General features: G+C 42.2%; 25 protein-coding genes. 19 read left to right on the forward strand and 6 right to left on the reverse strand.

Annotation, left to right across the window (positions count from 1 at the left end; all coding sequences use genetic code 11):
• Positions 1-50 precede the first annotated feature (50 nt).
• Positions 51-3,293, forward strand: a complete 3,243-nt coding sequence (locus MHI33_RS08190) for a hypothetical protein (RefSeq protein WP_340910580.1) — start codon at positions 51-53, stop codon at positions 3,291-3,293.
• Positions 3,294-3,927: 634 nt separating this feature from the next.
• On the opposite strand, the gene MHI33_RS08195 is transcribed toward MHI33_RS08190, so the two are convergent.
• Positions 3,928-4,821, reverse strand: a complete 894-nt coding sequence (locus MHI33_RS08195; RefSeq protein ID WP_340910583.1) for an AraC family transcriptional regulator — start codon at positions 4,819-4,821, stop codon at positions 3,928-3,930.
• Positions 4,822-4,933: 112 nt separating this feature from the next.
• Here MHI33_RS08195 and MHI33_RS08200 point away from each other — a divergent pair, with 112 nt between their 5' ends.
• Positions 4,934-5,830 carry a DMT family transporter gene (locus tag MHI33_RS08200; RefSeq protein ID WP_111912625.1) on the forward strand — a complete coding sequence of 299 codons (897 nt, stop codon included), beginning with the start codon at positions 4,934-4,936 and terminating at the stop codon, positions 5,828-5,830.
• 196 nt (positions 5,831-6,026) lie between these two features.
• Here MHI33_RS08200 and MHI33_RS08205 read toward each other — a convergent pair whose 3' ends face one another.
• Complete coding sequence (locus MHI33_RS08205) at positions 6,027-6,242, reverse strand: hypothetical protein (RefSeq protein ID WP_003211341.1); 216 nt, start codon at positions 6,240-6,242, stop codon at positions 6,027-6,029.
• 159 nt (positions 6,243-6,401) lie between these two features.
• On the opposite strand from MHI33_RS08205, the gene MHI33_RS08210 reads away from it, so the two are divergent.
• Positions 6,402-6,578: a hypothetical protein gene (locus tag MHI33_RS08210; protein WP_181461993.1), complete on the forward strand. Its 177-nt coding sequence runs from the start codon at positions 6,402-6,404 to the stop codon at positions 6,576-6,578.
• A gap of 264 nt (positions 6,579-6,842) precedes the next feature.
• Here MHI33_RS08210 and MHI33_RS08215 read toward each other — a convergent pair whose 3' ends face one another.
• From MHI33_RS08215 to MHI33_RS08225, 3 genes are all read right to left on the reverse strand, one after another.
• Entirely contained in the window at positions 6,843-8,120 is a 1,278-nt protein-coding gene (locus MHI33_RS08215) for an MFS transporter (RefSeq protein WP_044142063.1), read from the reverse strand.
• A 73-nt stretch (positions 8,121-8,193) separates the two neighbouring features.
• Positions 8,194-8,691, reverse strand: a complete 498-nt coding sequence (locus tag MHI33_RS08220; protein WP_044142062.1) for a L,D-transpeptidase family protein — start codon at positions 8,689-8,691, stop codon at positions 8,194-8,196.
• 156 nt (positions 8,692-8,847) lie between these two features.
• Positions 8,848-9,705: a metallophosphoesterase gene (locus MHI33_RS08225; protein ID WP_065097180.1), complete on the reverse strand. Its 858-nt coding sequence runs from the start codon at positions 9,703-9,705 to the stop codon at positions 8,848-8,850.
• 137 nt (positions 9,706-9,842) lie between these two features.
• Between MHI33_RS08225 and fadH the strand changes: the two genes are divergently transcribed.
• The 15 genes from fadH (at position 9,843) to MHI33_RS08300 (ending at position 20,974) form a co-directional block, all read left to right on the forward strand.
• Positions 9,843-10,607 carry a 2,4-dienoyl-CoA reductase gene (gene fadH / locus MHI33_RS08230; protein WP_044142060.1) on the forward strand — a complete coding sequence of 255 codons (765 nt, stop codon included), beginning with the start codon at positions 9,843-9,845 and terminating at the stop codon, positions 10,605-10,607.
• Between the two features lie 64 nt (positions 10,608-10,671).
• Positions 10,672-11,892, forward strand: coding sequence for an EAL domain-containing protein (locus tag MHI33_RS08235; protein ID WP_340913797.1), 1,221 nt, complete (start codon positions 10,672-10,674; stop codon positions 11,890-11,892).
• A gap of 303 nt (positions 11,893-12,195) precedes the next feature.
• The gene (locus MHI33_RS08240; RefSeq protein ID WP_003210823.1) at positions 12,196-13,092 is read left to right on the forward strand and encodes a manganese catalase family protein; all 897 of its coding nucleotides are present in this window, start codon (positions 12,196-12,198) and stop codon (positions 13,090-13,092) included.
• Positions 13,093-13,275: 183 nt separating this feature from the next.
• Positions 13,276-13,518: a YkuJ family protein gene (locus tag MHI33_RS08245; protein WP_003212254.1), complete on the forward strand. Its 243-nt coding sequence runs from the start codon at positions 13,276-13,278 to the stop codon at positions 13,516-13,518.
• Between the two features lie 151 nt (positions 13,519-13,669).
• A complete protein-coding gene (locus tag MHI33_RS08250; protein WP_003212504.1) occupies positions 13,670-14,185 on the forward strand; it encodes a ribonuclease H-like YkuK family protein in 516 nt (171 codons plus the stop codon).
• Positions 14,186-14,334: 149 nt separating this feature from the next.
• Positions 14,335-14,526 carry an antirepressor AbbA gene (gene abbA / locus MHI33_RS08255; protein ID WP_003210802.1) on the forward strand — a complete coding sequence of 64 codons (192 nt, stop codon included), beginning with the start codon at positions 14,335-14,337 and terminating at the stop codon, positions 14,524-14,526.
• Between the two features lie 146 nt (positions 14,527-14,672).
• On the forward strand, positions 14,673-15,116 hold the full coding sequence (cbpB, locus tag MHI33_RS08260) for a cyclic-di-AMP-binding protein CbpB (RefSeq protein ID WP_003210874.1): 444 nt from the start codon (positions 14,673-14,675) through the stop codon (positions 15,114-15,116).
• A 95-nt stretch (positions 15,117-15,211) separates the two neighbouring features.
• Positions 15,212-16,093, forward strand: a complete 882-nt coding sequence (locus MHI33_RS08265; protein ID WP_065097183.1) for a LysR family transcriptional regulator — start codon at positions 15,212-15,214, stop codon at positions 16,091-16,093.
• 110 nt (positions 16,094-16,203) lie between these two features.
• Complete coding sequence (locus MHI33_RS08270; protein ID WP_340910592.1) at positions 16,204-16,626, forward strand: DUF4275 family protein; 423 nt, start codon at positions 16,204-16,206, stop codon at positions 16,624-16,626.
• A gap of 187 nt (positions 16,627-16,813) precedes the next feature.
• Positions 16,814-17,290, forward strand: coding sequence for a flavodoxin (locus MHI33_RS08275; RefSeq protein ID WP_044142059.1), 477 nt, complete (start codon positions 16,814-16,816; stop codon positions 17,288-17,290).
• Positions 17,291-17,390: 100 nt separating this feature from the next.
• On the forward strand, positions 17,391-18,173 hold the full coding sequence (locus MHI33_RS08280; protein ID WP_340913799.1) for a WD40/YVTN/BNR-like repeat-containing protein: 783 nt from the start codon (positions 17,391-17,393) through the stop codon (positions 18,171-18,173).
• 16 nt (positions 18,174-18,189) lie between these two features.
• Positions 18,190-18,648: a flavodoxin gene (locus MHI33_RS08285; protein ID WP_081277094.1), complete on the forward strand. Its 459-nt coding sequence runs from the start codon at positions 18,190-18,192 to the stop codon at positions 18,646-18,648.
• Between the two features lie 109 nt (positions 18,649-18,757).
• Positions 18,758-19,468, forward strand: coding sequence for a 2,3,4,5-tetrahydropyridine-2,6-dicarboxylate N-acetyltransferase (gene dapD, locus MHI33_RS08290; RefSeq protein ID WP_044142056.1), 711 nt, complete (start codon positions 18,758-18,760; stop codon positions 19,466-19,468).
• A 34-nt stretch (positions 19,469-19,502) separates the two neighbouring features.
• On the forward strand, positions 19,503-20,681 hold the full coding sequence (locus MHI33_RS08295) for an N-acetyldiaminopimelate deacetylase (protein WP_113767606.1): 1,179 nt from the start codon (positions 19,503-19,505) through the stop codon (positions 20,679-20,681).
• A 50-nt stretch (positions 20,682-20,731) separates the two neighbouring features.
• Positions 20,732-20,974 (forward strand): YkuS family protein, encoded by a 243-nt coding sequence (locus MHI33_RS08300; RefSeq protein ID WP_003211408.1) that lies wholly within the window; start codon positions 20,732-20,734, stop codon positions 20,972-20,974.
• 29 nt (positions 20,975-21,003) lie between these two features.
• On the opposite strand, the gene MHI33_RS08305 is transcribed toward MHI33_RS08300, so the two are convergent.
• Positions 21,004-21,810 (reverse strand): mechanosensitive ion channel family protein, encoded by an 807-nt coding sequence (locus MHI33_RS08305; protein WP_340910598.1) that lies wholly within the window; start codon positions 21,808-21,810, stop codon positions 21,004-21,006.
• Positions 21,811-22,081: 271 nt separating this feature from the next.
• On the opposite strand from MHI33_RS08305, the gene ahpA reads away from it, so the two are divergent.
• Positions 22,082-22,624: a biofilm-specific peroxidase AhpA gene (gene ahpA / locus MHI33_RS08310; protein ID WP_003211758.1), complete on the forward strand. Its 543-nt coding sequence runs from the start codon at positions 22,082-22,084 to the stop codon at positions 22,622-22,624.
• The last annotated feature ends 28 nt before the right edge of the window (positions 22,625-22,652 follow it).

Below are 22,652 nucleotides of genomic sequence, written 5' to 3' on the forward strand. Positions count from 1 at the left end.
GATCAGAACCAAAATCAGATTATTGAATAGTATGTACTTGAGGTGATCTTATGAAAAGATGTAGACATTGTGGAAAATCATGTACATCTAATAAAAGAGGAAATTGGTATGACACGCATGAAGATTACGGCTGGGAGTGTGATAGCTGTAAGAGAGTAAGGAAAAACCCATGCTGTGGAAAGGATCCTTGTGTGTGTGTTATTCAAGGTCCGCCTGGAAGAAGAGGCCCAGCAGGCCCAGCAGGCCCAGCAGGTGCAGCAGGCCCAGCAGGTGCAGCAGGCCCAGCAGGTGCAGCAGGCCCAGCAGGTCCAACAGGTGCAGCAGGTCCAGCAGGTGTCACAGGAGCGACCGGAGTAGGACTAACAGGAATTGTGCCATTCGATCCAGGAGCAGCACCAGGTTATCCAGTAGGTCAAGTGGTGACGAATAATGGTAGTACGTATATTGTAAACACGCCATCTCCAACTGGCACGCCAGGAACATCACCAGATTACACGTTGATAGCGGGTGCTGGTGCAACCGGAGTGACCGGTTCAAGCGGAGCGACAGGGGCCACCGGTTCTAATGGAGCGACTGGTGCAACAGGAGCAACGGGTCCAACCGGAGCGACCGGAGTAGGACTAACAGGAATTGTGCCATTCGATCCAGGAGCAGCACCAGGTTATCCAGTAGGTCAAGTGGTGACGAATAATGGTAGTACGTATATTGTAAACACGCCATCTCCAACTGGCACGCCAGGAACATCACCAGATTACACGTTGATAGCGGGTGCTGGTGCAACCGGAGTGACCGGTTCAAGCGGAGCGACAGGGGCCACCGGTTCTAATGGAGCGACTGGTGCAACAGGAGCAACGGGTCCAACCGGAGCGACCGGAGTAGGACTAACAGGAATTGTGCCATTCGATCCAGGAGCAGCACCAGGTTATCCAGTAGGTCAAGTGGTGACGAATAATGGTAGTACGTATATTGTAAACACGCCATCTCCAACTGGCACGCCAGGAACATCACCAGATTACACGTTGATAGCGGGTGCTGGTGCAACCGGAGTGACCGGTTCAAGCGGAGCGACAGGGGCCACCGGTTCTAATGGAGCGACTGGTGCAACAGGAGCAACGGGTCCAACCGGAGCGACCGGAGTAGGACTAACAGGAATTGTGCCATTCGATCCAGGAGCAGCACCAGGTTATCCAGTAGGTCAAGTGGTGACGAATAATGGTAGTACGTATATTGTAAACACGCCATCTCCAACTGGCACGCCAGGAACATCACCAGATTACACGTTGATAGCGGGTGCTGGTGCAACCGGAGTGACCGGTTCAAGCGGAGCGACAGGGGCCACCGGTTCTAATGGAGTGACCGGTTCAAGCGGAGCGACAGGGGCCACCGGTTCTAATGGAGCGACTGGTGCAACAGGAGCAACGGGTCCAACCGGAGCGACCGGAGTAGGACTAACAGGAATTGTGCCATTCGATCCAGGAGCAGCACCAGGTTATCCAGTAGGTCAAGTGGTGACGAATAATGGTAGTACGTATATTGTAAACACGCCATCTCCAACTGGCACGCCAGGAACATCACCAGATTACACGTTGATAGCGGGTGCGGGAGCCACCGGAGCCACCGGTTCTAGTGGAGCAACAGGAGCCACGGGAGCCACGGGAGCCACGGGAGCCACGGGCGATGCAGGTGCAACGGGAGCCACGGGCGATGCAGGTGCAACCGGACCAACAGGAGCCACAGGCGCAACAGGAGCTACAGGTCCAACGGGAGCCACGGGCGATGCAGGTGCAACCGGACCAACAGGAGCCACAGGCGCAACAGGAGCTACAGGTGCAACGGGAGCCACGGGCGATGCAGGTGCAACGGGAGCCACGGGCGATGCAGGTGCAACCGGACCAACAGGAGCCACAGGCGCAACAGGAGCTACAGGTCCAACGGGAGCCACGGGCGATGCAGGTGCAACCGGACCAACAGGAGCCACAGGCGCAACAGGAGCTACAGGTGCAACGGGAGCCACGGGCGATGCAGGTGCAACGGGAGCCACGGGCGATGCAGGTGCAACGGGAGCCACGGGCGATGCAGGTGCAACGGGAGCCACGGGCGATGCAGGTGCAACCGGACCAACAGGAGCCACAGGCGCAACAGGAGCTACAGGTCCAACGGGAGCCACGGGCGATGCAGGTGCAACAGGAGCCACGGGAGCCACAGGAGCCACGGGAGCCACGGGCGATGCAGGTGCAACGGGAGCCACGGGAGCCACAGGAGCCACGGGAGCCACGGGCGATGCAGGTGCAACGGGAGCCACGGGCGATGCAGGTGCAACGGGAGCCACGGGAGCCACAGGAGCCACGGGAGCCACGGGCGATGCAGGTGCAACGGGAGCCACGGGCGATGCAGGTGCAACCGGACCAACAGGAGCCACAGGCGCAACAGGAGCTACAGGTCCAACGGGAGCCACGGGCGATGCAGGTGCAACAGGAGCCACGGGAGCCACGGGCGTTGCAGGTGCAACGGGAGCCACGGGAGCCACAGGAGCCACGGGAGCCACGGGCGATGCAGGTGCAACGGGAGCCACGGGCGATGCAGGTGCAACCGGACCAACAGGAGCCACAGGCGCAACAGGAGCTACAGGTGCAACAGGAGCCACGGGAGCCACAGGAGCCACGGGAGCCACGGGAGCCACGGGAGCCACGGGAGCCACTGGGGGAACCGGAGCGACGGGAGCAACAGGAGTCACGGGAGCCACAGGAGCCACGGGAGCCACGGGAGCCACGGGAGCAACAGGAGTCACGGGAGCCACTGGGGGAACCGGAGCGACTGGAGCAACCGGAGCCACAGGAACAGGACCTTTTCTTAGTAGTGGAGTTATTGCAGCACAAGCCAACACTTCTGAAACTGTCCCAGCAGGTGGTTTAGTTAGTTTTGATTTAAATGGCATTATTGGAAATGACATTACCTTTAATGGAACAGATACTTTCACTCTTCAACCAGGTCTTTATCATGTGGAATATGATGTAAATACAGCAGAAAATACTGGGACTAGTGTTTTTAATTTGGTAGAAAATGGTGTAAGGATAACTGGTGTGGGTAATTCAGCAACAAGCGGAGGGAATATGGGAAGTGGGTCTATAATTAGAGTTCTTGAAGGAAGCACTACTACTATATCGCTGCAAAATAACTCAACTGGATCAAGGACTTTATCGTTAGTTCCGGGAAGAGTAGTTGGTGCTGTTACTATACAAGGTGCTGCTGCTAATATACGATTTTCTAGATTTGCAGATGGTCCATCAGTTTAAAACATTATTGGAAATTAAATATAAAATAATTATTAGAGTTAATTCATTTAGTTTCCTATAAATAAAACTAGTATCTGTTTCGAAAAATCCATTAGAAAAAGCCCTTTTCGGGGGCTTCTTTTTTTATTTGAATATCTTTTTCATTAGCTTTCCGGATGCTTTACCCGCAGCACGTCGCATGATACGTTTGCCTATAGTACCCTTTTGAACGGCGTTTACGTCACCCAGGTATTTTGATGTTTTATAAAGGAATGATCTTATTTTGTTTATGTTCATTTTGCGCTCCTTTTACGTCTGTCCTTTTTAAACTTCCCCCAAATCCCCCCCAAACTTCCCTCAAAAGAATACTATCATATAGTTGACTTTAGAAAGGTGAAATTTAAGTGAATAAGAGGAAGACTGTCATATCAATGCTTAAATCGATTTGGAACGTACGTTTGGTAACCCGTTAGATTTTTATTAGTAAATTGCAAATAGACTTATTGTAAAAAGCGATAGGATTTACATTGTTCTTATTTACAATATACAATAGCCATTCATGACGGTTCTAAAACGTGTCTGTATATAAAAATACAGAATGGTGTGCAAAGACACTAGTATCTATCCATCATGATTTTTCTTCAATCTGTTTCAGTTACAAAGAATGCGGCGCTTTTAATTTTCTATATGCTAAAGGTGTCGTATTTTTTATTCTTTTAAACATACTAATAAAATAACTTGTGCTGTTGAAGCCGACTTTGTAAGCAATTTCTGTTATATTGAAGTCTGTTTCTTGAAGCAGGATGAGGCTTTGTTGAACTCTATATTCATTCACATAATGAAGAGGTGTCTTCTTTAGAATATCTTTGAAGTATCTGCAGCATTCAGATCGGCTTAGCTGACCTGCTCGAGCGATATCTTGAAGATGCACCTTTTCATGATAATACTGGTGAATCCAATTCAGCATAGGTTTCATCCGTTCATTTTTATCATGCTGCCGTGCATCATATTTTATTTGAAAGCCATTTTGTAATAAACATTTCCACATGGTGATGAGTTGAATGTTGAGTTCAAGCTCATAATATGCTGGAGTTTCATCAATTAATCGCTGAATGGTTTGAATACATTGATAGATATGATTTGGCCAGTGGTCTTTTCGGTTCAATAAAATATAAGGTGTCTGACTCGCATGCATATAAGGATGAACGAAAGTGGTAAATAATTCATTAGCTGTGATGAAATGTGGGGAAACGTTTAGACAAAGATATGTACAAGTTGTCCCATTCGCATCTTTTGCCATATGCAGGCAGCCACAATTGATGAATACGCCATCTCCTTCCTTCAAACATATCGTCTCTTCATTGATGTGAAATTCAGCTTCCCCTTCTAAAATAAAAACAAATTGAAATTCGTCATGCCAGTGAAGAGGGATATGGCCGCTTCTATGATCACAAATTTTCGTATGATAAAGAGCGATAGACCAGGTCGTAGTAGAATGCTCCGTTAATTCTTTCAAATTGTAGTCAATAAGAAAATGATGATTGTTCATGTTTCTCCTCAATATTCTTTTATTTTTATGTTCAATTGATATATCAATATGTAACAAAGTGAACTACTATCAACTATATTATCATGATTGTTTGAGAGTTGAGGAGAATGAAATGGATAGAAATAAGGGAATTTTGCTTGTGCTGATTGGTGCCATCTGTTGGGGAGTAGGAGGAACGGTTTCACAAAAATTGTTTCAGCAATATGGGATTTATGTCAATTGGCTTGTGACTGTCAGGCTGCTTATTTCAGGTGGACTGCTTTTATTTGTTCATTTCATGACAAAAGAACGAGCGCAACTAATTGGTGTGTGGCAAAAGAAGAGGACGGCCATGCAAGTCCTTATATTTGGAGTAATGGGCATGCTAGCTGTTCAATATACTTATATGGCATCCATTCAACTTGGGAATGCAGCTGTGGCGACGCTTCTGCAGTATACGGCCCCTGTTATGATTATCATGTATTTAGTACTTCGCCGCCAATCTACTTTTACCAAAAGAGATATGCTGACGGTGTCATTGGCGTTCATGGGCATGTTTCTCTTATTGACGAATGGTTCTGTTTCAACATTAACCGTTCCATTTGTCGCAGTGGTTTGGGGAATACTGTCTGCTGTAGCTCTTTCGTTTTATACGCTATATCCAATCAATCTGTTAAAAGAATTTGATTCTCTAGTCGTTGTCGGCTGGGCGATGCTGATTGGGGGAGCTGCCCTTAGCTTAGTCCATCCGCCATGGAAGATAAATCTGTCACATTTACCTGTTGAAGCGTATGTTTATTTATTGTTTGTTATCATATTTGGTACAATGATCGCTTTTTGGTTTTACATAGAAAGTTTGCAATATTTATCACCGAAAGAGTCAAGCTTAATTGGAAGTGTCGAGCCCCTTGCGGCAGTTGTCACGACTGTTTTTTGGTTAAAAGAGCCATTTGGTTTTTTTCAATGGGCTGGGACAGCTTGTATTGTATACATGATTTTATTCATGGCATTATATCAGCCGAAAAAATGAGAAGGAAGGGTGTTCAAAGAGAGATTTTCATTGCAAGAAGAATTGACTGGATGAAATATATATGAAGTGAACTATTACTTCGTGATAACTACCTATTTTAAATAAATGGGTAGTTTCTCAATTTGTATTCATGTTGTGTTTGAAAATCTACCATATGCCAGACAACATGCCCGAACATATGGTTTAATCACATGGCCTATTTCTTATGACTTGAATAAGCGCAGTAGAAGCAACCATTAAAATCAGTTTCATTCGTCATTTGTTTAGCTTCATCAATGGCGCTTTCGCCACTCATGTGCAGACCAATCAATTTACGGCTTGCAGCATCACCTAAAAATGCACAATCTTCTGTATGTACAACATATTGACCTTGATCATCTTTTGTATGAATAAAATAATAACTTTTTAGCATACCCCTCACCTCCAACCTGACTATCCTACTATAAAACTTCCAATGATGTAAAGATTTTTAACTAAAAATATTGCAATTTTATACATATTTCTTTTATTTCATACAAAGAAAAATATGTTATAAGATCAAAGTTAATGAGAACAGAAAGGACTGTTTAGATTGGAAGATATGTTAACTCCTTTATTGGTCGCATTTGTCGTTGGAGGCATTGTGTACGTGATAGATGATCGGCCCGTTCATCCTTTGCTTCTATTTCTCATCCTATTTATTAGCATTTATGCAGTTGAAAGAATCATTCATTTTGCTTCGAATCATTTCGATGAGCAGAAAAAATAAGCGCCGTTTCTGTTTCAGCCATGCAAAAAGGACTTTCTATAGAAGAAAGTCCTCAGCGTGTAGACAAACCCTCGCATTCGTTGTCAGGTCTGCGCGCTGGTGCTCACGAATGTTCAATTCGCTCCGCGCCAGTGCTCGTCCTTCCTAGACTGCAAAGGTTTTCTATCACGCTGAAAAGAAGACAAAGTGCTAAAATAAACATCATTTTAGCACTTTGTCAACAATCTAAGGACTTTCTATAGAAGAAAGTCCTTTTTGCTTCATTTATTGCGCTCCCTGACCTTTTAGTTCACGCTGCACGTCTAAGTCGTCAGTTTCTCTGCTGAACTTTGGCAGTGTAAAGAAGTAAAAAAGGAAAACGAGTAAAATAATAACGCCCATTCCGTAATAAATATAAGAAACGTTTGTAATGAGTTTTGGAAATAGTACCGCAATCAAACCTAATGTCAAGGATTGAGCAAACATGGTAAGCGGATCAACCCATCCTGACACACGTCCCATCAGACGAGGATGGACGATTCTCGGCAGCCAGCCGCCAATGACAATGTTGACTGGGCCAATGCATGTACCAATGACAAATGATGTGACATAAAACAACCATAGTGTATGCGTGGAACCAAGTACAAAAATCAGAATGCCTGCAACCAAAATTGGAAGCGACATGAGATATTGCATCTTTACTTTTTTAGCGAGAACAGAGCCCATTAAGCTGCCAACAAGTAGACCGGCACCGATCGCGATTGTAAAGAATGATGTATGCAGTTCAAAATGGTCCGGTGAAAGGCCATATTTCATTGTAAACATCGGAAGTACAGCAAATGCGCCATTGACTAGACCAAAAACAAAGAAGCCAAAAATTAAAGAAGCCAATAATTTATTTTTTATAATGTAAAGAATGCCTTCTTTAAAATCTTTTAGAGACGTTTTAATGGTCATGCCTCTCCAGCCTGCTTGTCCATTTGGCTGACGTGCTTCAATTGGAATGTTACATGTACGAATCAGGATGCCTGACACAATAAAACTGATCAAATCAATGGTAATGGCACCGTGAAGTCCAATTGTCTTATACATAATCGCACCGATTCCAACACCAAATACCATGAATAAACTAAACAGCATTTGATTTAAGCCAGCCGCTTTTGCATATTGATCTTTATTTAAAATCGCCTGAACGAGAGAGGCTTCAGCTGGATAGAAGAACTTCGTAATGGCACTTCGTATAAACAAGATCAAGAAAATAAGTGGAAGTGAATTGAAATAAATAACAATGAATAAAACAATCGTCAGCCCAGCTCGTATCCAATCGCAATTCTCTGCGACTTTTTTACGATCAAAACGATCTGCTACGACACCGACCATAAAAAAGACAAAGATCGTTGGAAGTGAATACATGAGCTCTGCTAATGTGGCATAGGCGGGCTGATGACTAAAATGATCGAGCAAATAAAAGGCAAACGCCATATTGCCTACTGTTGTCCCCATTTGCGAAGCTAGTGCTGCAAAAAAGAGACGAACAAAATTTCTGTTTTTAAAAATATCCATAAATACGCTCCTTACCCTGAAGATCCCACTTTATATCATATAAAATTTTAAGCATTCATACAATTAATTTCTCCTACTGGCTAATGGTCACAGGTGTTCCATTTGGAACGATTGAAGCAAGTTCGATGACATTCTGATTATACATACGAATGCATCCCCTAGACACAGCTTTACCAATTGAAGACGGGTTATTCGTACCGTGGATGCCGTAATGAATTTTCGAGAGGCTCAGCCAATAGGCGCCAAAGGGACCTCCTGGGTTTGGCTGTCTGTTCACAATATAATAAGAACCTGTCGGTGTCATATTTAAAATTCTTCCTGTTGCAATCGGATACGACCGAATAAGCTCTGATCCAGAAAACAAGACGAGACGTTTCCTTGAAATCGAAACAGAGATGCGGTAAGGGATCGTATTAGGATCGGGCAGACCAGGAATGATGATGACCTCATTTTGTACCGGCTCTTGACCTTGAAGTGAAGGGTTTGCAGCCTTTAAAGCTTCTGTAGTTGTTCGAAAATCAAGCGCTATAGAAGCAAGCGTTTCTCCGCGTTTTACCGTATATCGCAGCATCAAAGGACACTCCTTTTGCTCAAATAAAAGAAGCCATGATGCCTGTCACTTGATATATATATGGACGGAATCAGGCTAAGGAAGGTTTCTCCTAACATTTGTCATGAGAAAGATCTTTGATTATACATATGCAAAAAGGAGCGGTTTGGCTTCTGTCTAAATGCGAGAAGAGAGGGTGAAAAAGGTTAATTCAGGTTTTGCTAAAAATCGAAGCGGCAGTCTTGTTGTCCCAAGTCCGCGGTTGACATAGATTCGGTGCTGATAACTTCCGTATAAACCTTCCACATATGTATGGCCAAAAGGTGCTGTGAGAATGGGTCCGTAGAAAGGAAGCTGCACCTGTCCGCCATGGGTATGTCCAGAAAGCTGCAAGTTAATGGGGGTTGTATCCAGCTCCAATGCTGCATCAGGCTCATGTACGAGCAGCAAGGTAAATAAATCAGATGATACTTCTCGCTTAATCAGGTCATAATCCGGCACACTCATCATCAGGTCATCCATTGTAGCAATCTGAATATGCGTCCCTTCTTTTTCTAATGGAAACACATCATTTTTACATATTGTAAAGCCGCAATCTTTCATCGTATTCTCATAAAGATCAATGCCAAATGGCCCGTAGTCATGATTACCGCATATCGCGAGCTTACCAAACGGGGCATGGAGCTTAGTCAAATAGGCTTTCGCTTTTTCATGCTCTTCAATCGATGCTTGAAAATCAACGAGATCACCTGTGAACACAATGAGGTCTGGAGACTCAGCGTTGATTTGCTGGACGACGGATTCTAATTCCTTCGCAGGAAATGTATCACTTAGATGAACATCACTAAATTGAGCGATTTTAAACTGGTCAAATGAAGCTGGAAGCTGAGCATCCCGAATGGTCATTGACACGGTATCGATCATGCGTGGTTCGATGTATCTGGCATATCCGTATCCACATGTTGTAGCTAAAAAACCGAGAATGCTCGCGCCAGCTGCTCCTTTTAAAAACTGTCTCCGAGAAAGTTGCTTCATATAAGACTCCTTTATAAATAAAATTAAGTATAGCATCATATTTAAAGAATCTCCCATATGGTGCATCTAGGGTCAATCATGATATGATAGAAAATAATGAATGAATAGTCATTCAAAACCAAAGAGGGGGAGAACAAATGACGAAACAAACAGTGATTGTCACAGGAGGATCAAGCGGAATGGGGAAGGCAATGGCTGTCCATTTGGCACATGAAGGCTGGAATGTCGTGATTACTGGAAGAACAGAAGAAACGTTAGAAAAGGTAGCAAATGAAATAAAACAAAATGGCGGCTCGATCGCTTACTTCCAAATGGATGTGCGAAACCCAGAAGATGCTGATCAAATGGTCAAATTTGCCGTAGATACATTTGGCGATGTGGATGCTCTGATTAACAATGCTGCAGGAAACTTTTTGGTTCCAGCAGAAAAACTATCTCCTAACGGCTGGAAGGCTGTCATTGATATTGTATTAAATGGAACATTTTTTTGCAGTCATGCAGTGGGCAATTACTGGATTCGTCAAAAGAAAAGGGGAAGTATGGTCAATATGGTGGCGACCTATGCATGGGGTGCTGGTGTAGGTGTGGCGCATTCAGCGGCAGCAAAGGCAGGTGTTTTATCTCTCACTCGAACGCTTGCAGTGGAATGGGGAAAGCAATATCGAATTCGCGTTAATGCCATCGCGCCAGGTCCAATCGAGAGAACAGGTGGTGCGGATAAACTATGGGAATCGGAAGAGGCAGCGCAAAGAACATTAGATAGTGTTCCTCTTGGCAGACTTGGCACACCAGAGGAAATTGCAAAGCTTGCAAGCTTTTTATTATCTGAACAAGCGTCTTATATAAATGGAGATTGTATCACAATGGATGGGGGGCAATGGCTCAACCAATCCCCATTTTGAATGACGATGTAAGACCTGCTTTTGATGTGTTATAATCACACAAAGAGAGAAGCAGGTGATGAAAATGGTCGATCCATTGGATATTTTAACGAATATTGAAGATGTTTTCCCGCACTATCAAGCGATATTCAGTGCGGAAGAGCAAAAAGTGATAGGCTATGAGATTTTAGGAAGAATGAAGCTTGAGTCTGAAACAGTTAGCCTAGGCTCCTTCTTTACGGATTCATCTATTCCTGACGAATATAAAGTGGAAGTAGATCATAAAGTACTGACGCAAGCACTCGATCTTTTCACAACAGCAGATGATGATTTGCTCATTTTTATTAATCATGATGCCAATATCCTGATGCTTGATCATGGTGAAAGCTTTTTAGAACTCTTGAAGCGATATGAAGCAAGGGGCATTCAGCTTAATCGGTTTGTTATCGAATTTACAGAGCATACGTTTAGCGGCGATATTGAACAGCTTTACCATACGTTAACGTATTTTCGTACATATGGTATTAAAATCGCCATCTCGAATATCGGAAAAGAAAGCAGCAATCTTGACCGGATTGCCTTGCTCTCACCCGATCTATTAAAAATAGATTTACACGCATTAAGGGCATCGGCGCCGTCTCCTTCCTATGAATATGTCTTGAACAGCATTTCATTGCTTGCGAGAAAAATAGGGGCGGCTTTAATTTATGAAGACATTGAAGCAAATTTTCAGCTGCAATATGCTTGGAGAAATGGTGGCAGATACTTTCAAGGGTTCTATCTTCACGAGCCGGCGGCGGAATTAATTGACCGCAATAAACGAAAAGATCAGCTGAGAGAAGAATTCCAGCAATTTATTGCCCATGAGAAAAAGAAACTTCAAACTGTCTACGAACATTCTGAAACATTTTATAAGCGAATTCACCAAGCTGTCACGACCTTAAAAAAATCATGCAGTACAAATGATGAACTCATCCAAAAGCTGGCATTAGAATTAACGAATTGCAGCTTTCGAATTTATATGTGTAATGAAGAAGGCTTTCAAATCACTGGAAATGTGTTTAAAAAAGAAAAAGAATGGCTATTTCAGCCTGAATATATCGAGAAAAACTGGAGCTGGCGTCCTTATTTCCTAGCAAATATTCTCCAAATGAGAATGAGCGGGAAAGGATTTTTCAGTGATATATACAGCGATTTAGAAACTGGTGAGAGGATACGTACGTTTTCTTACCCGTTAGAGGGAGATATGTATTTATTTATAGATCTTCCGTATGCCTATTTATATGAGCAAGATGGATTAATTTAAAAGTAAAGTGTGAAGATCGTATTATCCATTTATTAACAATCTAAGTAGCCTTTTAGGCTGCTTTTTTTGATTGAAAAAAAGAAATAAAAAATGGTTGACAATGAAACTGATAATCATTATCATTTAGTTATAGAGAGAAGCTACTCTCTGTTCCCCAACCCCTCTATCAGATCAAGATCCAAAAAACTTGGCGCTACCCCCGCCAAGTTTTTTTTGTGCTTTTCATCTTTGCCTCATGCATAGGACAGCCCAATCCTTCCATACATCTTAAGTGATGACAGTTAGATGGTAGGAGGGAACGTCATGATCAAACGCGACAAGCGGCTGCTGATTGATTTGCCAAGACCAGATCACCCAGATGCAAATGGTGCTGCTGCTGTGCAAGAATTACTCGGCGGAAAATTCGGTGAAATGTCCACATTAAATAATTACATGTTTCAATCCTTTAACTTTCGAGGAAAACGAAAACTCAAGCCGTTTTATGACCTCGTATCCAGCATTACGGCTGAAGAATTCGGTCATGTAGAGCTAGTGACCACAGCTGTGAACCTCATGATTACAGGGACCACTCATGGTGGAGATCCAGATACGACACCGATGAAAGCGGCTGTCGATAAACGAAATACACAGCATTTTATTCAAACGGCTCAAACAGGCTATCCGTTTGATTCCATGGCAAAACCTTGGACTGGAGAGAACGTGTTTTCAAGCGGAAACCTGATTCTTGATCTCCTTCATAATTTCTTCCTAGAATGCGGAGCACGTACGCACAAAATGCGCGTATATGAAATGACAGATCATCCTACAGCAAGAGAGATGATCGGTTATTTACTCGTCAGGGGCGGTGTGCATGTTGTGGCATATGCAAAGGCGCTTGAGGTAGCCACAGGAGTAGATGTAGGAAAGATGCTGCCGATCCCAAACCTCGACAACAAATACTTTGATTCAGCGAGGAAATTTGAAGACCAAAATGTTCATACAAAGCTGTACACATTTAGTGATACGGATTACAAGGATATCAATAAGATTTGGAAGGGCAGCCATCCGATTGATGGAAAGCCGCTGACAGTGATTGAGGGCACCCCGCAAGGAGCACCTGTGCCAGATTATAGAGAATTGCCGGAAGAGTTTGCCCCAGGCATTTCCAAAGAGGATTTTGACGAAATTGCCAAACGGCTGATGAGATCTGCAGGTTTATAAAAACATGGTGCATGAGATCAGAAAAAAGACTCAAACTAAAAAAACAGATTCTTTTTCTTTTTTTGAATTCAAGAGGAAAAATATCATCTGAGAACACTTTATGGTATGATGCTTTGTAGGACTTGTGTATAATCAATACGGGTTCATCTTGAGTTGTTTTTTTGAAAGGAGTCTTTTTTTAGAATGTCACAATTAATGGGTATCATTACAAGGCTGCAAAGTCTTCAAGAGACAGCAGAAGCTGCAAACGAACCGGCACAGCGTTATTTCGAAGTGAACGGTGAGAAAATCTGCAGTGTTAAGTATTTCGAAAAGAATCAAACGTTTGAATTGACTGTTTTTCAACAAGGGGATAAGCCAAACACTTTCCCATTTGACAACATTGATATGATTTCGATTGAGATTTTTGAGCTTCTACAATCCTAAGCTGAATCGTATGAAATGTTTTTTCTAAGGATTCCTTCGTTTATTTGCGGCAATATAGGCAATATACATGTGTCATTTTTGGCAGTGTAATGGAAGATGATCAATCAGCGCACATTTCGGATAAGAGACCATTAAAAAGGAGTTCTTTTCTGTGAGTGATTCTTTTTACTACAATCTTTCTGAAGATCATTTAGCGTTTTCTGATGTCGTCATGAGAATGAAAGACTTTATTCGAAAAGACCCTAGATCCGCCTATGTGTTATCAATTGGTACGGACTCTCAGGTCAATCAAAATGTCACAAGATTTATGACTGCAATTCATCTCCACCGGATTGGCAAAGGGGCTTGGGGTTGCCTCACGCAACAAGTGATCAGCAGGCCTGTGCAAAGCCTTAGAGAAAAAATTTCATTAGAGACAGCGTTTAGCCAAAAGGTATGTGCAGACATCCTTGAGGGGCCTTTAACAGAACTGATGGATTTGCTTCTTCCGTTTGCTGAGGAAGGGGCAGACCTCCGTTTTGAAGCCCATCTGGATATTGGCAAAAAAGGAAGTACAAAAGATCTGATTCAGGAAATGACCGGAATGATCACAGCTATGGGAATTGAAGCTAAAATAAAACCCGACTCATACGCAGCATTTTGCTATGCCAATCGATACACAAAATAAATTCCGTCATTTTTCTCCAAACCTTGTCGAAACGTGCGGTTGACGATTCGATTCTAGTTCCTTATGCTAGCTGTATAGAGAGGAAGCAGACATTCAAAAGCCTGCTAATCAATATAAAAGCATATATGAAACAGGGGGCCTGATGTTGGATGAGCGTCATCGAAAATCGTTTTAATGAAGAAGAGAAAAAGCTATTATTAAACGTATTGCTGAATCAGGAATATGCTGTCGAATTACTAAGCAGTGAGATCAATGATATAGAATGTGGAACAAAAAATGTCGATGACAATACGTATAAGCAATTGATCACATTGTATGACAGAGTAAGGTTTGAGAATTAATATTGATTTAACATTCTATTAGATACTCGGGAGCTGAGTATCTTTTTTATGCAGAAAAAATCTTTCGACAAATTTCGTTTTAGTTTATGCTTAATGGTAAAGGGGAATGTATGATTGATGATTGAGAGAAAAGGGGTCGAAGAAACATGATAGAGATAGAACCAACTCAATTGCTTGAGTCAACAGTAGCCGAGCATATGATTGATGCAGATAAAGTGGCACATGTTCAAATTGGAAATAACCTTGAGCATGCTCTATTGGTCCTTACAAAAACAGGATATACAGCCATCCCGGTATTAGATCCTTCTTATCACCTGCATGGGTTAATTGGAACGAATATGATCATGGATAAGATCTTTGGTTTAGAACGAATTGAATTCGAAAAGCTGGACCAACTGAAGGTAGAAGAGGTTATGCTTACTGATATCCCAAGGCTTAAAACGACGGATCCTGTGCTAAAAGGCGTTCACGCTGTAACGAATAATGGATTTGTTTGTGTCGTAAATGAGGAGCAAGTCTTTGAAGGAATATTTACACGACGTGTTGTATTAAAGCGCTTAAATGAAGTGATTCATGCCGCGAAAAAATGAGCTGAAACCCAGCTTATTTTTTTGCCTTCATAAGCTATAATTTATATAATGATCATATGGAATAAGAAAAACTTATAGAGAGAAAGGGGACGCCCATGCAGCTTCAGGAGTTACATATGCTTGTTGTGCTAAGTGAAGAATTGAATATGAGAAAGGCTTCGGAGCGGCTCTTTGTCTCTCAGCCTGCTTTATCTCAAAGATTGCAGACGATCGAAAAAGAGTGGGGAATCAAAATCTTTTTTCGTTCTCAGAAAGGGCTCACCGTAACTTCAGCAGGTGAACAGATCATTCAATTTGCAAAAGAGGTGACGGTTGAGCAAGATCGAGTGAGAGAACGAATCGATGAACTTGAAGGGGAAATTCACGGTACACTAAAGCTTGCGGTTGCATCCATTATTGGACAGCACTGGCTGCCGAAAGTGTTAAAGCGATATGTCCAAAAGTACCCAAATGCGAAGGTATCACTTGTGACCGGCTGGAGTAGTGAAATGCTCAAAAGTTTATATGAGGACCATGTGCACATTGGGATCATTCGCGGAAACCCTGATTGGAAAGGAACAAAGGAATATTTGATGACAGATCATTTATATTTAGTCGATTCTGTTATCAAAGACGTGGACGAGTTAATCGAGACAGAACGCCCGTTTATTCAATTTAAAAGCGACAGCACGTATTATCAGGAAATCCAGCACTGGTGGCATCAAAAATTCAAAGTGTCTCCAAAGCAGACGATTCTAGTGGACCAGATTGAGACGTGTAAACAAATGGCCTACCACGGCATCGGCTACGCCATTTTGCCTTCGGTCACCTTATACGATCACGAAAAAAGTGTTCATAAAACACCGCTTGTTGACGTGAATGGAGAGCAAATCGGACGTGACACATGGCTGCTAGGCTATGAAGCTTCTTTTCAATTGAAACAGGTACAAGCATTTGTTGGTGTGGTCAAAGAAATGCTTGAAAGTGATGCGGTGTAAGCACCTTCTTGGAATAGGAGGTGCTTTTTTTAGTTGAATGATCATTTACTTATTGCACGATATCAAAGCAACAGATAGATGGAGCGAATCATAGAGGAGACTTCGATCTTATGAAAAACAATCAATTAATCAAAATCAACAAACCTGAATGGGGAGATCATTTGCGCGCGAGGTGGCGTGAACGTTTTGCTAGTCATCTTTCAATTAAAGAACAAAACGAGATATCAATAGATGATTTTTTATGGCATTTATGCAGTTTTGAAATGGTTACATGCCTTGAAAAGGCTGAAGCGATAGATGCATTTCTTCAACAATCAAAGGATAAATGTACTGTTTTTTATCAATTTGTTGACGATGCATATCTTTTCGAAAATGCCAGCTCTCTTTCCACCAATGATTTACCATATCAATCTCATAATATGGATTATAACGATATGTATGTGATGGATTGGAATGAAAAGTGGACATTTGTAATGACACACGAAACGGATTATGGACCATATTTTATTCGAATAGATGAAACGAACGAATGAGGAACCGATGATCTCTTCGATACGAAAAACCCGCCATCCAATTGGAATGAGCGGGTTTTTCATTGGGTTATAGTGTTGATTTGGTCAAAGCTTTTTTATGAAATCATTTGACAATGAAAATCATTATCATTTAAAGTGTACATATAATAATTGAAAATGATTATCATTTAGATGAGGTGACCGATAGATGAAAGCACTAATTGCATTTGCGAGTATGTCTGGTAATACAGAAGATATGGCAGCAATCATAAAGCAAACACTAGAAGGAAAAGGGATCGATACAGAGATGTTGGAATTTGATGATACAAGCGCAGAGGACCTTTCTTCATACGATTATGTGTTCATCGGTTCTTATACATGGGGCGATGGTGATTTACCTTATGAAGCTGAGGACTTTTATGAAGAGGTCTCCACGCTTGAACTAAATGACATCAAAGCAGCTGTGTTCGGATCTGGAGATTACAGCTACCCGAAGTTTTGTGAGGCTGTCCATACATTTCATGACATGCTTAAAGCAACCGGTGCAACTGTATTTCCTGAAACATTGAAAATGGAGCTTGCGCCTGATACCGATGAGGATGTGGCGTGCTGTCAGGAATTTGCGACAAGCTTTTTAACGTGGGCGGCGTTATCTGAGAAACGAGTTGAAAATCATGTTTCATAAAGGAGCGACAGCTGTTGCTGCATCTAAAAACGGTGGATACTTTGTTGCTGTAAAACGTGAAGGTATTTTTCACTACAGTGTGGAGCGCGGGTGACAGCAACTGTTTAAGCTCAAGCATAAAATTCATGCCATCAGCTATATTGGACCTTATTTATTCGGTGTTGGTGAAAATGGCACAGTGATTAGATCAGGAGATGAAGGCCATACATGGGCGCTATCATCATTTCCAACAAATGCAGTCGTTTGGTCTATTACAGGACGCAAAGATGGGTTTGTGTGTGCACATGGAAAACATAGTATTTATGTGTCAAATGATTTCGGGATTTCCTGGGAAATTATGAAGCCATTTGCTCATGTGAACCACCCGCCTGTCATTCGTTCTTTATGTGCTGCGGGTGATCACCTTTATATTGGAACACAGATTCATGAGGTTCACGGAGGAATATGGGTGTATGACTTGGAGAGTGAACAGGTTTTTCTCCTAAACAGAGAGGAGCACCGAATGACAGCTTCTATGCTGCTCTGTCAGGAGCATCTGCTTGTTTGCGCATTGGGGTCAAAAAAAGGTAAAAAGGGGTCTGTTCAAATTTTAGATTTACATACCAATATGCTGCATGATATTCAATCACAAGCCTTTGCTAGAGAGGAATCATTCTTGGATGTGTCAGAGGATAATGGCATTGTGTATGTGACGACTTCACAAGACGAACATGGGTTTTCTAAAGTGTATCAGCTTGATATTGAGCAAAAAGAGCTCAAATGGTTTGATACGATCAAAGGACACGGTTTTCGTGTAGCCAATCAAAATGAAAACTTTTTCTGTGCTGGTTTATATGAAAGCAAGTTTGTGAGGCCATATGAGGAGCCGGCATTGATTCATTGATAAGGAGGAAGAAAAAGTGACAGAAAAGGTTTTACTGGTGTATGCCACGATGTCTGGGAATACAGAAGCGATGGCAGATTTAATTGAAAAAGGAATAACAGAAGCAGGAGCTAGCGTGGACCGTCATGAAGCGATGGATATTGATGCAGAGCTTCTCAATGATTACACGCACATTATGTTAGGTGCGTACACATGGGGAGATGGTGACCTTCCTGATGATTTTATTGATTTATATGAAGAAATGGAAGAGCTTGATTTAACGGGAAAAGCATTTGCTGTATTCGGTTCCGGGGATACATCTTATGAGCATTTTTGCGGAGCTGTTGACCTAATCGAAAAAAAAGTGAAGGAGCTTGGCGGTGACATTGTCCTGCCATCCGTCAAGATCGAGCTAAATCCAGAAGGAGAAGAAGAGGAGAAATTGATTTCTTTTGGCAAGCAATTTGTTCATCTTCACCAGCAGGAAGCGGGGTAATCGGTCCCGCTTGTTTTATTTTCCATTGAAGAGTCAACTCTTTCACTTGTCATTAAAACTCTCCTTTGGTACAGTAATGAAGTATAAATTAAGAGGAGGACATACATACATGAAACAAATGGACGCTAATGAAATTATTTCATTTATTCAAAATAGTACAAAATCAACACCTGTCAAAGTCTACATTAAAGGTGATTTAGAAGGTATTGAGTTTGGTGAACATGCAAAAACGTTCATCACAGGAAACACTGGAGTTGTTTTCGGTGAGTGGAGCGACATTCAAGAAGCGCTAGAAACGAACAAAGACAAAATTGAAGATGTTGTCGTGGAAAATGACCGCCGCAACTCTGCAATCCCGATGTTAGATTTAAAGAACATTAAAGCACGTATTGAGCCAGGTGCGATCATTCGTGACCAAGTTGAAATCGGTGATAATGCAGTCATCATGATGGGGGCTTCTATTAATATCGGTTCTGTGATCGGCGAAGGTACGATGATTGACATGAACGTGGTGCTTGGCGGCCGTGCGACAGTAGGTAAGAACTGTCATATCGGTGCTGGATCTGTCCTTGCAGGTGTCATTGAGCCACCGTCTGCTAAACCAGTTGTCGTAGAAGATGAAGTTGTCATTGGTGCGAACGCTGTTGTTCTAGAAGGTGTGACAATTGGTAAAGGTGCAGTCGTAGCTGCTGGTGCGATCGTTGTGAACGATGTAGAGCCTTACACAGTTGTAGCAGGTACACCTGCAAAGAAAATCAAAGACATTGATGAAAAAACAAAAGGTAAAACAGAAATTAAACAAGAACTGCGTCAGCTTTAATTCAAATAATTCGCAGCTGAAGACATAGACGTGGATGATATATCCACGTCTTATTCGTATAGAGGAAAGGAAGCGAGTTCACTTGTTAAATCGTGAGCAATTGATATCCATTCGAAGAGATTTACATCAAATCCCTGAGCTTGGTTTTAAGGAATTCAAAACACAAGCGTACCTCATCAATCATCTTGGTGCTTATTCAAAAGATCGAGTTGAGATAGAAACTTGGCGAACTGGACTTTTTGTCAAAGTAAAGGGAACAAATCCTGAGCGCGTATTTGCGTATCGTGCAGATATGGACGGTCTGTCAATTCCTGAGGACACAGGGTATCCATTTCAATCAGTACATGAAGGGAAGATGCATGCGTGTGGACATGACCTTCATATGACCATTGCACTCGGTATCATTGATCATTTTGTTCATGAGCCAATCAAAGAAGATCTATTATTTATGTTCCAGCCGGCAGAAGAAGGTCCAGGTGGAGCTGAACCGATGCTTACAAGTGATGTGCTGAAAAAATGGACGCCAGATTTTATTACAGCGCTGCATATTGCACCTGAGTATCCTGTCGGAACGATAGCCACAAAGCCAGGGCTGCTTTTTGCCAATACGAGTGAGCTTGTAATTGATCTTGAAGGAAAAGGCGGGCACGCTGCTTACCCTCATTTAGCGAATGATATGGTTGTGGCTGCGAGTGCACTTGTAGGTCAGCTGCAATCGGTTATTTCTCGTAATGTCGATCCTCTTGATAGTGCGGTCATTACGGTTGGCACGATTACAGGAGGAACGGCTCAAAATATCATTGCGCAGCATGCGAAGCTTGATGGCACCATTCGTACACTTTCACCAGAATCTATGGAAAAAGTGAGAAAGCGAATTGAAGCACTAGCAAAAGGGATTGAAATTGGCTACGAATGCAAGGCAACCGTGCGATATCCTTCATCTTATTACGAAGTGGACAATTCAAAGGAACTGACAGAGGAATTCATGTCATATGTTGCCGGAGAAGGGCTTGCGAATGTGGTTGAATGCAGAGAAGCCATGACAGGAGAAGATTTTGGCTACATGCTGAAAAAATACCCTGGATTCATGTTTTGGTTAGGGGTCGATTCAGAATATGGCCTGCATCATGCAAAGCTCATGCCTGATGAAAAAGCGATTGAAACAGCTGTAAACGTTATGACAGCTTATTTCAAAAAGCAAGCAGGGGAATGAATAATCAAGCTGCCTCCTGTACACCTTATGAACAGGAGGTGTTCTTGATTATGACAAGAATTGGTGTAGAACCATCTTTATCCGATGTAGAAGAACTACTGAAGCAAAAAGGATATGACGTCGTACGTATTCAAAATGAACAGCAAATGGATCAGTGTGACTGCTATGTTGTCACAGGACTAGATTCAAATGTTCTTGGCATCTCAGACACAACGACAAAAGCATCTGTGATTACCGCGTCAGGTATGACGGCTGATGAAATTTGTCAAGAAGTAGAACAGCGTGTTCAATAAAACAAATAAGAAAAAGAACCGGTAGATGATCATCCCGGTTCTTTTTGCTCTTTTTCTATATCGAGAACTTCTTTCATTTTTTTGCGCAAGATTCGTTCTACCCGCCATTGCTCCATTGTTTCGGTTTTTGCAATGATGCGCAGTACAAGGGAAGAGGATCCGAACGCCTCCACGCCGACAACTTGAGGGCCTTCGATAATTTGAGGAATGTCCTCCCGCACTTCATTACACGCAGCTTGAAGAGCTGTGATCATTTGATCCACATTCTCTTCTGGAGATAGCTCGATATCGACGAGTGCCTGCATAGTCCCTCTTGAATGATTGCTCACGTTCAATATGCTTCGATTTGGAATAAAATGAAGGGTGCCGTCAAAGCTTCGAAGCTGCGTGGTTCTAAGTCCAATTTGTTCTACGATCCCATCAAAGCCAGCAACTGTTATATATTCTCCCACATCGAATTGTTTCTCCAATAAGATAAAGAATCCTGTCACAATATCACTCACTAGCCCTTGAGCGCCAAAGCCGATTGCAAGCCCCACAACGCCTGCCCCAGCTAATAAAGCGGTCGGGTTATAATGAAATAAGTCGAGGATCATGACCACTAGAATAAAAACCAATAAGTAGGCGAAAATATTTAACGTAAGACTTTGCAGCGTTTGAGCTCTTGACAAAGAGACATCATGCTTTTCAGAGAATGTGGAATAGGCACGCTTAATCATCTTATTTCCGATGGCTCTAATGATAAAATAAATCGCGAAAATAGCGATTAGTTTTAGCAAAATCATACTGCTATTGAGGATAATGGAAACCCAATCTACTTGTTCAAATGCTTTCATGATCTTCAAAACCTTTCTATGTATGCTCTAATAGAGAAGCTAATCATTTGTTCCCTTCTGCAAGACATGTTAAACTTTTGTTAAGTGGAGTAAGAGATTGTGACAAATCGTTAATTAAATTTATTATTAATTAATATTGACTAAAAACCGCTTAAGTATTATAATTGTAATTGTGAAGTTATTAACTAAATGAGAATTTCAACTTTTGATTCTCATTTTATATACAGCTTAGAAGTCTGTATAAAGATATTATTTTTGGAGGGATTTACATATGGCAGAGCGTTTTGTAGGAAAACAAGCTCCACGTTTTGAAATGGAAGCAGTACTTGCTAACAAGGAATTTGGTAAAGTGAGTCTAGAAGAAAACATGAAGAATGACAAATGGACAGTTCTTTTCTTCTACCCAATGGATTTCACATTTGTTTGCCCAACTGAAATTACAGCAATGAGCGATCGTTATGATGAGTTCGAAGATTTAGATGCTGAAATCATTGGTGTATCTACTGATACAATCCATACGCATCTTGCTTGGATCAACACAGACCGTAAAGACAATGGTCTAGGTGAATTGAAATATCCGCTAGCTGCTGACACAAACCACACAGTATCTAGAGAATACGGCGTTTTAATTGAAGAAGAAGGAATTGCACTTCGCGGTTTATTCATTATCAACCCAGAAGGAGAACTTCAATATCAAACAGTATTCCACAACAATATCGGTCGTGATGTAGATGAGACATTACGTGTTCTTCAAGCATTACAAACTGGTGGACTTTGCCCAGCGAACTGGAAGCCTGGTCAAAAAACACTTTAATTGATAGCTGAAGAAACAGAAGGGTCTA

Source organism: Bacillus sp. FSL K6-2971, from assembly GCF_038006405.1.
In the GTDB taxonomy this organism is placed as follows: domain Bacteria; phylum Bacillota; class Bacilli; order Bacillales; family Bacillaceae; genus Bacillus; species Bacillus pumilus.

Bases quoted from the DNA above. Each gene is read 5' to 3' on its own strand.
- MHI33_RS08190 (WP_340910580.1), top strand. From the start codon at position 51: ATGAAAAGATGTAGACATTGTGGAAAATCATGTACATCTAATAAAAGA.
- MHI33_RS08195 (WP_340910583.1), bottom strand. From the start codon at position 4,821: ATGAACAATCATCATTTTCTTATTGACTACAATTTGAAAGAATTAACG.
- MHI33_RS08200 (WP_111912625.1), top strand. From the start codon at position 4,934: ATGGATAGAAATAAGGGAATTTTGCTTGTGCTGATTGGTGCCATCTGT.
- MHI33_RS08205 (WP_003211341.1), bottom strand. From the start codon at position 6,242: ATGCTAAAAAGTTATTATTTTATTCATACAAAAGATGATCAAGGTCAA.
- MHI33_RS08215 (WP_044142063.1), bottom strand. From the start codon at position 8,120: ATGGATATTTTTAAAAACAGAAATTTTGTTCGTCTCTTTTTTGCAGCA.
- MHI33_RS08220 (WP_044142062.1), bottom strand. From the start codon at position 8,691: ATGCTGCGATATACGGTAAAACGCGGAGAAACGCTTGCTTCTATAGCG.
- MHI33_RS08225 (WP_065097180.1), bottom strand. From the start codon at position 9,705: ATGAAGCAACTTTCTCGGAGACAGTTTTTAAAAGGAGCAGCTGGCGCG.
- fadH (WP_044142060.1), top strand. From the start codon at position 9,843: ATGACGAAACAAACAGTGATTGTCACAGGAGGATCAAGCGGAATGGGG.
- MHI33_RS08235 (WP_340913797.1), top strand. From the start codon at position 10,672: ATGGTCGATCCATTGGATATTTTAACGAATATTGAAGATGTTTTCCCG.
- MHI33_RS08240 (WP_003210823.1), top strand. From the start codon at position 12,196: ATGATCAAACGCGACAAGCGGCTGCTGATTGATTTGCCAAGACCAGAT.
- MHI33_RS08245 (WP_003212254.1), top strand. From the start codon at position 13,276: ATGTCACAATTAATGGGTATCATTACAAGGCTGCAAAGTCTTCAAGAG.
- abbA (WP_003210802.1), top strand. From the start codon at position 14,335: ATGAGCGTCATCGAAAATCGTTTTAATGAAGAAGAGAAAAAGCTATTA.
- cbpB (WP_003210874.1), top strand. From the start codon at position 14,673: ATGATAGAGATAGAACCAACTCAATTGCTTGAGTCAACAGTAGCCGAG.
- MHI33_RS08265 (WP_065097183.1), top strand. From the start codon at position 15,212: ATGCAGCTTCAGGAGTTACATATGCTTGTTGTGCTAAGTGAAGAATTG.
- MHI33_RS08270 (WP_340910592.1), top strand. From the start codon at position 16,204: ATGAAAAACAATCAATTAATCAAAATCAACAAACCTGAATGGGGAGAT.
- MHI33_RS08275 (WP_044142059.1), top strand. From the start codon at position 16,814: ATGAAAGCACTAATTGCATTTGCGAGTATGTCTGGTAATACAGAAGAT.
- dapD (WP_044142056.1), top strand. From the start codon at position 18,758: ATGAAACAAATGGACGCTAATGAAATTATTTCATTTATTCAAAATAGT.
- MHI33_RS08295 (WP_113767606.1), top strand. From the start codon at position 19,503: ATGATATATCCACGTCTTATTCGTATAGAGGAAAGGAAGCGAGTTCAC.
- MHI33_RS08300 (WP_003211408.1), top strand. From the start codon at position 20,732: ATGACAAGAATTGGTGTAGAACCATCTTTATCCGATGTAGAAGAACTA.
- MHI33_RS08305 (WP_340910598.1), bottom strand. From the start codon at position 21,810: ATGAAAGCATTTGAACAAGTAGATTGGGTTTCCATTATCCTCAATAGC.
- ahpA (WP_003211758.1), top strand. From the start codon at position 22,082: ATGGCAGAGCGTTTTGTAGGAAAACAAGCTCCACGTTTTGAAATGGAA.